Raw genomic sequence first — 11,442 nt, forward strand, 5'->3', positions numbered from 1 at the left:
ATTTAGGAGGAGATATGAAAAGACAAGTTGAAAGTGTAAATTTTATTTCTGATAAACTTGATGGCCTTGTTGTAGGAAAAGTTTTAAAACAAGAAAAACATCCAAATGCTGACAAATTATTTGTTCTTACAATTGATGTTGGAGAAGAAATTACTATAGTAACTTCTGCAAAAAATACAAAAGAAGGCGACTATCTTATAGTAATTAGATCAGGATCAGAAATTAATGGACAAAAAATTGATGACCACGAATTTTTTGGAATTATAAGCCAAGGCATGCTTACATCATACAAAGAAATTGGTTATGATGATTCAGTTATTGAAAAAAAATCAAAAGATGGAGTTATAGTTTTATCTGGAAAATTTGAACCAGGAACTCCTGCTGTTGAAGTTTTATTTTCAAATACTCCAGTAATTGAATATGAAATTACTCCAAATAGACCAGATTGTCTTTCAATTATTGGAATGGCAAGGGAATCTGCTGCATCTTTTGATAAAAAAATTACTTACCCATCATTAGATTATCCAACAGTTTCTGATAAAAAAGAAGATTATTTTAATGGAATTGAAATAAAATCTAAAAATTGTAAAAGATTTACAGGAAGAATTATTAAAAATGTAAAGATTGGCGAATCTCCTCAATGGCTTAAAAATTGTTTGATGCTTGCTGGAATGAGACCTGTAAATAATGTTGTAGATATTACAAATTTTGTAATGCTTGAAACAGGTCAACCTCTTCACGCTTATGACCTTGAAACTTTACATGATAGAAAAATAATTGTAAGAGATGCAAAAGACGGAGAAATAATTAAAACTCTTGACGGAGAAGAAAGAAAATTAAATGAGGAAGTTTTGGTAATTTCTGATGGAAGAGAGGCAATTGGCCTTGCAGGAATTATGGGCTCAATGGATAGCGAAATTACAGAAAATACAAAAACTATCCTTCTTGAATCAGCAAATTTTGATTCTGATAATATTAGAAAATCTTCCAAATTTTTAAATTTAAGAAGCGAGGCTTCTTCAAGATTTGAAAAAGAAATTTCTGTAGAAAATGCAGACTTTGCATCAAAAAGAGTTATGAAACTTATAACTGATCTTGGAATTGGAGAAGTTTTAGAAGATCATTTTGATGAGGGAATAAAAGAAAGTCCAGAAAATAAAGTAAAACTTAGAATTTCTAGATTAAATTCTTTAATTGGAAAAGATTTTTCAAAAGATGATGCGATTTCTTATTTAAAATCTTTGGAATTTGATGTTGAAGATATTGATGATGACACAATTGAAGCAAATATTCCAAATTTCAGAATGGATATTTCAATTGAAGCTGATTTAATTGAAGAAGTTGCAAGACTTTATGGAATGGGAAAAGTTGAGTCAAAACCACTTTATTCATCTTTGCAAAGAGGAGAAAAATCTCCTATGAGATTATTGAAAGATGAATTAAAAAATAATTTGTTTGGACAAAAATTCTCAGAAATTACAACATATTCTTTTATTTCTCCAAGAGATTATGATAAATTGTTGGTTGATGAAAATTCAAAATTAAGAGATTATATAAAAATTATAAATCCTTTGGGAGAAGATTATTCTGTAATGAGAACAACCCTTCTTTCAAATATGCTTGATACTTTTTATAAAAATATTTCCAAAAAACAAAATGATTTGAGATTTTATGAAATTGGAACTGCTTTTATTAAAGATGGAGCTGATCTTCCAGAAGAAAAACAATATTTGACTATGGGGCTTTATGGAGATTATTCCTTTTATGATTTGAAAGATTTCTTTATTAAGGCAATGAATAAAACTGGTTTTTATGGATTTAGATTTGAAACTGAAGAAAATATCAAAACTTTCCACTCAGGAAGATGTGCAAATATTTATCTTGATGGGGAAAAAATTGGTATTATGGGACAAATTTCCTATGAAGTTATGGAAGAATTTAAAATTAAAAATTCAGCCTTGGCACTTGAAATTGATCTTTCTGTGATTAAAGATAAAAAAATCGACCAAGTAAAATATAAAGCTCTTTCAAAATTCCCATCAATTTTACGTGATTATTCATTTACTTGTGATAGAAATGTAGAAAGTCAAATGATTGAAGATATAATTATTTCAAGAGCTAATGGTTTGGTAAGAAATATTGAAATTTTTGATATTTATACTGGAAGTCAAATTGATGAGGGACAAAAATCAATTTCATACAAAGTTTCCTACGGTAAAAATGATGCTACATTAAAAGATAAAGAAGTAGAAAAAATTGAAAAAGAATTTTTAGAAGATTTAAGTAAGGAAAATATAAACTTGCGTAGTTAGGAGTTAAAGTGGCAGATAATAAAATTGTTGTTAATATTGCTGGCATGGACTACACTTTGATAAGTGATCAAGATGAAAATCAAATTGAACAAATAGCAGCTTATGTCGACAAAAAAATAAGAGAAATCGACAATGACAAGCTAACTCGTGAAAACCAATTGGTTTTGGCGTCTTTAAATATTGCTGATGAAATGTATAAACTTTTGATTAAGCATAAAAATTTAAGAAAAGAAGCCGAAGAACCAATTGAAAATTATCCAAAAATAAAAGAAGCCTATGAAGATTTGGAAGAAGAGAATCAACTTATAAAAGATGACTTTGAAAAATCAAAAAAAGATTTTATGGAATCTATGAAAAAAATCGATGAATTAAATTCTACAATCAATAGGTTAAATGATGAAATTGACAAGAAAAATAAAATAAATAAATCCAAAGATGAAAATCTTCAAAAACTCAGAGAAAATCTTATTTCTTTGCAAGAAGAAAATTTAGACCTTCAAAAAGAAAATGAAGATTTGAAAAGAGATTTATAATGAAAGATGTTGAAATATTAGCTCCTGTTGGGAAAATGTCCATGCTTTATGCTGGACTTTCTGCAGGGGCTTGCAGTTTTTATTTAGCACTTGACGATTTTGGGGCAAGAGCCTACGCCAAAAATTTCTCCCTAGAAAACATAGAAGAAGTAATTGATTATGTTCATTTATTTGATAAGAAAGTTTTTATAACTATAAACACTCTTATTAAAGATGAAGAAATTGATAAGGCTATTTTTTATATTGAAAAACTTTTTGAATACGGAGCTGATGCGATTTTGATCCAAGATATTGGTCTATATTCTTTGGTTAAAGATATAAATGAAAATGCAAAGCACAAATTAGAATTTCACGCTTCAACCCAGATGGCAATAAAAGATTATGAAGGGGCACTTGCTGCAAAAAATCTTGGCTTTGACAGGGTAGTGATTGCAAGAGAAACAGAAATTGATGAGATAGAAAAAATTTGCAAACTAGATATTGATACAGAAGTTTTTGTTCATGGCTCTCTTTGTGTTTCTTTTTCTGGAGAATGTTTGATGTCATCATATCTTGGAAAAAGATCTGCAAACAGGGGTAGGTGTGCAGGAATTTGTAGAAAAAAATATCAGCTTATAAATGACGGAAAAGTTTTGGGAGAAGATTACTATCTTTCAATGAAAGATTTATCAACCATAGATTTTACCGATGATTTGATAAAGGCTGGAGTAGATTCATTAAAAATTGAAGGACGAATGAAAACTGATGAATATGTCTACAATACTGTAAAAAATTATAGGCAAAAATTAGAGAAAAACTCTTATGATAAGGACCAATTAAGAGATATTTCGAACAGGTCATACACAAACGGTTTTATATTTGGACAAAAATCATCCTATCTTGCCCTTGAAAATGAAAATAAACACAGAGAAATTGGCGAAGTTTATGAAAAAAATGGCAAGAGATTTTTCAAATCAAATTCAAATTTGATAAAAGAATCAATTCTTCAAGTTACAACTGAAAAAAATAGAAAACTTCCCTTGACCTTGACAGAGGATTTGAAAAAAAATCAAGAATTGGAATTAAAAGATTTTAAAGATGCAAAATTAGGTTCTAAAATTTATCTTCTTTCTTCAAAAATATTAAGAGACAATTTAGACCAAGGTCTAAATTTTTACAAAAATTTGCCTTTGGACATAAAATTTGAAGCGCAAATTGGACAAAATCCCAAAATTACCCTCAAATATAAAGATACAAAAATTTCTTATGAAGGGGAAAATTTGGTTGAAGAAGGAAAAAATATTTCTTTAACGAAAAAAGATATTTCAGAAAATCTTACAAAACTTGGAAATACAATTTATAATGCTAATGAAGTTGAAATAAATATCGACTCAAATATATTTTTGAGAAAAAAAGATATAAATTCAATGAGAAGAAGAGCGATAGAAATTTTAAATGAAAAAAGGCTTGCTATTTATAAAAATAAACCAGTAAAAATTGAAAAAAGAAAATTAAAAGATAAAAAGAAAATTAAAAGAGAAAAAAACATAGAACTTTTGTCAAATGACATAGATATTTCTTTATTAAAAGATTTTGACAATATTTATTTGAGAAAATACGACAAAAAGTTTGATGGGCTAAATATTTTTTATATTATGGATGCTGATCAAAAATATGACCTTGATTTTATTACATTTTTAAAAGAGAAAAATTTTAAGGGAGTAGTTTTTAATAATTACAAAGATTTTGTCCTAAAAGATGAACTTATAAAAAATGGATTTGAAATCAGGATTGGTAGATATCTCAACGTTTTTAATTCCTATACTTTTGATTTTTACAATGACTTTTCTTCAATGATTTCATCTTCAGTTGAAAATTCTTTTGAAAATATAAATAAAAATTCAAGATCATATCCTACAGAAATTTTGGCATACGGTCCAATTGAACTTATGAATATGCGTCATTGTCCATTTTCTGCCATAAAAAAATGTGGGCTTGTTGGCTGTGAATCTTGTAAATTTTCAGATTCAAAAATAAAAGATGAAGAGGGAAATGTTTTTGATATAAAAAGAAGGGATGGACTTTCTAGAATTTATTCCAATGAAAGTGCCAACATTGACATTAAAAAAATTGAAAAATCAGTATCTTTATTGTATCTTGTAAGAGATGATGAAGATTTAAAAAATATAAGAAAAAATAAGATTAACAATCTTGGATACGACAGGGGTGTTATTTAATGCAGGAAAAAACCTTAGAAGTTTTGGAGTTTGGAAAAATTTTGGAAAAACTCAAAACTTATGCAAGAAGTGAACTTGTTAAAAAAGAAATTTCAAAAATAAAACCTAAAAATAATATAAAAGAAATAAAAGACGAACTTGATAAAACAAAAGCCATGGAAGAGGTCATTGTAGAAAATGGAAATATAGATATTTTTGGACTTTTCGATTTAAAAGAAATTATTGGATATGTAAGAAAAAAAGGAATATTAGAACCCTTTGAGCTTTTAAAAGTTTTGGACTTACTCAGGGTAAGCAATTATCTTAAAGAATACGGAGAAAATATTGAAAATCCTTACATAAAAGATTTGTTTGATAGGATTTCAGTAAATGATTTTATCAAAGATGAGATTGAAAGGTCAATTATTTCGGAAGATGAAATAGCAGATAATGCCTCAGCAAATTTAAGGTCAATTAGAAAAAAAATAGGCAAAAAAGAAGCTGAAATTAAAAATAAATTAGCATTTTACATTTCATCTCCAAAATTTGACGAATCTCTCCAAGATAAGGTTGTTTCAATTAGGGATGGAAGATATGTTCTTCCAGTAAAAACAAATAAAAAATCAGTTTTAAATGGAATAATCCACGACAGGTCTCAATCAGGAAATACACTTTTTATTGAACCAAATGCAATTGTTGAATTAAACAATGATCTTTCAAATTTACAAATAGAAGAAAGTGATGAGATTAGAAGAATTTTGGATAGGCTTTCAAGATTTGTTGAAGGCTTTGATCAAGAAATTTTAGAAAACCAAAAATTAATTCAAAGAATTGATTTCTTGCAAGCAAAAGTTAAATATTTTTTGGAACACGAATACACCATACCAAAACTTACAGATAAAAAAATCATAAATTTAAAGTCAGCCCGCCATCCACTTTTGAAAGGAAATGTTGTTCCAATTGATGTGAAAATTGGAGATGGATACAAGACATTAATAATTACAGGACCAAATACAGGAGGAAAAACTGTATCACTTAAAACTGTAGGCCTTGTTTCTTTAATGGCTCAAGCAGGATTTTATATTCCTTGCGATGAAGATAGTGTGGTAAATGTTTTTGATGATATATTTTTGGATATTGGCGATACCCAATCAATTGAAATGAGCCTTTCAACTTTTTCGGCATCACTTACAAATATTGTAAAAATCACCGAAAATGTCAGCGAAAATTCTTTGGTTTTATTAGATGAAGTTGGAAGTGGTACAGATCCAACAGAAGGAGCTGCTCTTGCAATTTCTATTTTGGAATTTTTGAAAAATAAAAATGTAATGACCTTTGCAACAACTCATTATTCTGAATTAAAATATTATGCTTTGGAAAAAGAAGGAGTAATGAATGCAAGCGTGGAGTTTGATGTTGAAAGCTTATCTCCAACCTACAAATTAATTATAGGAACTCCAGGAAAATCAAATGCTTTTGAAATTTCAAAAAGACTTGGCTTAGATAAAAAAATATTAGCAAATGCAAAATCAATTCTTTCAGATGATAATAAAAATTTCAATACAATTCTTGAACAGCTTGATCAAAATAAAAAAGAAATGGAAATAAAAAATCAAGAGATAGAAGATTACAAGAAAAAAATAAAAAAAGCAAGAAATGATCTTTTGGCTTTGTCTGAAAATATTAAAAAACAAGAAAAAGAAATCATAGAAAAGGCAGAAGATAAGGCAAATAAAATTTTGGAAGAAGCAAATAAAGCAAGCCAAGATATGCTAAAAATTGCAAAAAAATCAAAAAATGCAAACACTTCTGATATTGATAGGTCTTTAAATGATATTAGAAATAAATATAAATCTTCAAAAATTGACAAAAAAGAAGAAGTATTTAAAGAAAAAATAAGCAAAAACGCTCCGCAAAATTTAAAAGTTGGAGATGTAGTTTTAATTGAAGGATTAAATGAAAAGGCTCAAGTAATTGAAAATCCCGACGAAAAGGGTAATATAAAAGTACAAATGGGTATTTTGAAAATGGATTCCAATATTAAAAATGTTACCAAAATAAAGTCAAAAAATAAGACTAAAGAAAATACTAACAGAATTTATAAGGCAAAAAAAGCCATGCACATTTCTCCAACTCTTGATTTGAGGGGTCAAAGATATGACGAGGCTTTGAGAAATTTTGACAAATACCTAGATGATGCTATGCTCTCAGGACTTGACCAAGCAAAAATCATCCACGGCAAGGGAACTGGTGCTTTGAGAAATGGTATAAATGATTATTTAAAAAATAATAAGATGATCGACTCCTATAGACCTGGAAATGAAAAAGAAGGTGGATACGGAGTAACAATTGTAAAATTCAAATAGGACTTGGAGGGAATATGAAAGATTTTAAAGAAATTATAGCTAAAAAATTAGAAGAAAAAGAACTAGGGTTGGGTTACAAAGAAATTTATGATTTAATTGAAATTCCACCTCAAGAAAATATGGGAGATTTTGCTTTTCCTTGCTTTACATTGGCAAAAACTATGAGAAAAAATCCTAAACTTATTGCAGAAGAAGTTGCAAGTAGTTTGGAAATTGATGGCGTTGAAAAAATTGTAAATGAAAATGCTTATGTAAACTTTTATCTAGATAGACAAAAAGTAACAAATGATGTAATTAATGAAGTTATAGAAAAAGAAGATGACTATGGTAAAAGTGATATGGGTAAGGGAATCAACGAACTTGTTGAGTTCTCATCTGTAAATATTGCTAAGCCTTTCCACATTGGTCACATTAGATCAACAGTAATTGGAGATGTTATTAGAAATATTTACGAATATCTTGGATACAATGTAACAGCTTCTAACTATATTGGAGATTATGGTACACAATTTGGTGTAATGATTGCAGCTTACAAACTTTGGGGAGATAAAGAAGCAATCGATAAAGACCCTATCAATGAGCTTTTAAATTTATATGTTAGATATACAAAGGAAGAAGAAGATAACGAAGAATATCAAGAAAAAGCTAGACAAGAATTTAAAAATCTTGAAGATGGCGAAGAAGAAGCTATGAGATTATGGCAATGGTTTAAAGACTTATCTTTGAGAGAATTTGATAGAGTTTATGGAATGCTTGATATAAAATATGATAATTATCACGGAGAAAGTTACCATTCACAATGGATGCCAGCAGCCCTTGAAGAATTAAAAGAAAAAAATCTTTTAGTAGAATCTGATGGAGCTTACATTGTAGATTTGAGTGAATTTAATTTGCCACCATCAATGTTAATTAAATCAAATGGTTCATCAGCATATATTACAAGAGACGTTGCTACAGCACTTTATAGACATAGAACCTATGGACTAGATAAAAATATATATATTGTAGGAAGCCAACAAAAATTACATTTCCAACAATTAAAGAAAATTTTATACTTAATGGGACACGAAGATGTAAGCGAAGAAGTTTTACACGTACAATTTGGTATGGTTTCACTAAAAGACCAAGTTCTTTCAACAAGAAAAGGTCACGTTGTTTTCTTAGAAGATGTTTTAAATAAAACAATCGAAAAAACATATTCAATAATGAAGGATAGAGATAATCAAATTGAAAATCTAGATGAGGCAGCAAAAATTGTAGGTATTGGTGCAGTTAAATTCCAAGAATTATACAATTCAAGAATCAAAGACTATGTATTTGATTGGGATGAATTATTAAACTTCGAAGGAGAAACAGGCCCATACGTTCACTACACTTATGCAAGAGCAAAATCTGTATTAAGAAAAGCTGGAAAAGAAGAATTTGGACAAATGAATTTTGAAAAATTAAATACAGATGAAGAATACAGCTTGATTAAAGCACTAGAAAGTTTCCAAGATGCAATAGTACTTGCTAAAAATAGACTTGAACCATCAGTAGTTGCAAGAAAAGTAATGGAAATTGCTCAAAAATTCAATAAATTCTACAATTCTACACAAATCTTGGTAGATGATGAAAAATTAAAAGAAGAAAGACTTGCCCTAACTAAAGCTACATCAATAGTAATTAAAAATGGTTTAGGAATATTAGGAATAAAAACAGTGGAACAAATGTAATGAGTGAAAGAATTATAGATTTTTTAGAATGTTCTAAATACGCATTTTCAGAAAGTGTAAAAAAAATAAAAAAATCCTATATTCTTTTCATATCTTTGGTAGTTAGGTCGATATTTGAAGGCATGAAGGGTTTATCAATTTTAAACTCTTCATACCTATCATCATTAATAAATTATTTTATAGAAATATTAATTTTGTGTTTTGTTGCTCAAGCTTTAAGATCAATTGTTCTTTACAATAATACAGGCAAAAAATCAATAGAAAATTCCATATCGAATTTTTTCTATTTAATAATGGCAGCAATGTTTTCAATTTATATAATTGAGCTTATATTTGATAATTTATTGAGTGGACTTGATCCTGCAATTTCTAATTTGCTTAGAATTGTATTTAAATTATTCACATCAGCTGTAATAGAGCTTGTCTATATAGATAGCGTTTATGGATTTAGTATACTTATAGACTCATTTAATTTTGTAAAAAACAATTTTTTTGTGTGGGGAATTTATGCCCTAATATTTATTTTGATAGATTCATTTTTGATAAATAAGATTGTAGTAAACACATCAGCATTTGGAAATGAATTTATATATGTAATATTGCTTGCCCTTTGGGATACAATATCTTTATTATTTAAAGGACATTTATTTAAAACATTATCAAATCATTCCTACAGACAAAGAAAATTTATGAGAGGATAAGATGGCAAAAATTGACCAATATTTTTTGAATTTTACAGATAAGCTTGGATATATTGACCTAAAAAAAGAATCATCATACGATTTATTAAACAAAACTCCACTAGCTCTTTACACAGAAGACTTATCAGAAAATGTAATAAATGGAGAATTTGAAAATAAAATAAATCTAGATATTATTTTAGATGGATTAATAATGAACCTTGCTATAGATAAGGATTTTAAATACAAAGATGCCTATATTAAAATTATAGAAAATTATATAAAAAATATAGGAGCCTATGCAACACAAAAGGCCTTAAAAAATTTGGAAAACAAAACAGAAAAATCTTTGCTTTTATTGAGAGGAGCTTATATAATAAATCCTTTTGATAAATATAATGCCTATAATTATGCAAGAATTTTGTGGCCAAAAGCCTACGAAGATACAGAATATAAGGACGAATTTATCAAAGAATCCCTTAGAATTTTGCAAGATATAATAAGCCAAGACGAAGATTTTCCACTTTCATATTATGAATTAGGAAATATATACGCAAATCTTGGAGAATATATAAAAGCAAGATCCTATTATGAAAATGCTCTACAAAGAACAAAAGACATAGAAGCCCAAAACGAAATAAGAGATAAAATCAAAATGATTTTTGATAATGCAGAAATCGAAGAAGGACTTTACTATATTGGAAAAGGAAACTTTGACAGAGCAATACAAATTCTAACAAGGCTTCTATCAAAAACAAAAAGAGCAGACGCTTATTATTATTTAGGAGTAGCCTATCAAAATGTAGGACAATACGAAAATTCCATCCTAGCCTTTGAAAATTCCCTAGAAAAAGGCGGAGAATTTAGAGAGCTTTATAACGATTACTCAATAAGCTTATACGCAATAGAAAAACCAATAGATGCAATAGAAATAATAAATCAAGGATTAAAAAAATATCCAGAAGATCCAAGAATGATCTACAATAGGTTGCAAATAAATTTATCACTAAATAATATCAACAAAGCCAAAGAAGATATAGAAAATTTAGAAAGCTATGACGACCTTAGCGACGAATTATCAACAAACTTACAAATAATTAAAGAACAATATAAAATAAATTAATCTCAAATTAAATTTTGAGATTTTTTTTATTGCAGTTGAATAAAAATAGAAAAAAAGTATGTTTATAATGTAATTACGTTTACTTAAATAGGAGGAAATTATGAAAATAATTGAAACAAAAAATGCACCAGGTGCAGTAGGAGCATATTCACAAGGAATAGTATCAAACGGATTTGTATATTCATCAGGACAACTACCATTAGTTCCAGAAACAGGTGAATTAATTTCAGATGACGTTAAAAAAGCAACAAGACAATCATTAGAAAATGTAAAAGCTATCGTAGAAGCAGGTGGCTCATCAGTAGAAAAAATAGTAAAAGTAAATATTTTCTTAGATGACGTAAACGACTTTGCAGCAGTAAACGAAGCTTATGCAGAATTTTTTGGAGATCACAAACCAGCAAGAAGCTGCGTAGAAGTTGGAAAACTTCCAAAAAATGGATTATTAGAAATCGAAGCAATAGCAGAAATCTAATAAAATAAACAAATAAAAAAATATTTGACAATAGAAAAAAATA

The 11,442-nt window shown here is 28.1% G+C and carries 8 protein-coding genes; all 8 read left to right on the forward strand.

The window, feature by feature from the left end; genetic code table 11:
• Positions 1-14: 14 nt before the first annotated feature.
• The 8 genes from pheT to HMPREF2782_RS04380 all read left to right on the forward strand — a co-directional run bounded on the left by pheT (position 15) and on the right by HMPREF2782_RS04380 (position 11,399).
• On the forward strand, positions 15-2,312 hold the full coding sequence (gene pheT, locus HMPREF2782_RS04345) for a phenylalanine--tRNA ligase subunit beta (RefSeq protein WP_261668625.1): 2,298 nt from the start codon (positions 15-17) through the stop codon (positions 2,310-2,312).
• A gap of 8 nt (positions 2,313-2,320) precedes the next feature.
• Positions 2,321-2,845, forward strand: a complete 525-nt coding sequence (gene zapA, locus HMPREF2782_RS04350; RefSeq protein WP_004839179.1) for a cell division protein ZapA — start codon at positions 2,321-2,323, stop codon at positions 2,843-2,845.
• On the forward strand, positions 2,845-5,061 hold the full coding sequence (locus tag HMPREF2782_RS04355; protein ID WP_070641142.1) for a peptidase U32 family protein: 2,217 nt from the start codon (positions 2,845-2,847) through the stop codon (positions 5,059-5,061). The genes zapA and HMPREF2782_RS04355 overlap by 1 nt, the downstream gene beginning before the upstream one ends.
• Entirely contained in the window at positions 5,061-7,406 is a 2,346-nt protein-coding gene (locus HMPREF2782_RS04360; protein ID WP_070641144.1) for an endonuclease MutS2, read from the forward strand. The genes HMPREF2782_RS04355 and HMPREF2782_RS04360 overlap by 1 nt, the downstream gene beginning before the upstream one ends.
• Before the next feature lie 14 nt (positions 7,407-7,420).
• Entirely contained in the window at positions 7,421-9,121 is a 1,701-nt protein-coding gene (gene argS, locus HMPREF2782_RS04365; protein WP_070641145.1) for an arginine--tRNA ligase, read from the forward strand.
• Positions 9,121-9,822, forward strand: coding sequence for a hypothetical protein (locus HMPREF2782_RS04370; RefSeq protein ID WP_070641147.1), 702 nt, complete (start codon positions 9,121-9,123; stop codon positions 9,820-9,822). Before argS ends, HMPREF2782_RS04370 begins: the two co-directional genes overlap by 1 nt.
• A 1-nt stretch (position 9,823) precedes the next feature.
• Positions 9,824-10,924: a tetratricopeptide repeat protein gene (locus tag HMPREF2782_RS04375; protein ID WP_070641149.1), complete on the forward strand. Its 1,101-nt coding sequence runs from the start codon at positions 9,824-9,826 to the stop codon at positions 10,922-10,924.
• A 100-nt stretch (positions 10,925-11,024) separates the two neighbouring features.
• Positions 11,025-11,399, forward strand: a complete 375-nt coding sequence (locus tag HMPREF2782_RS04380) for a RidA family protein (RefSeq protein ID WP_039920558.1) — start codon at positions 11,025-11,027, stop codon at positions 11,397-11,399.
• Positions 11,400-11,442: the final 43 nt, after the last annotated feature.

It is taken from the genome of Anaerococcus sp. HMSC068A02, from assembly GCF_001811125.1.
GTDB lineage: Bacteria > Bacillota > Clostridia > Tissierellales > Peptoniphilaceae > Anaerococcus > Anaerococcus vaginalis_C.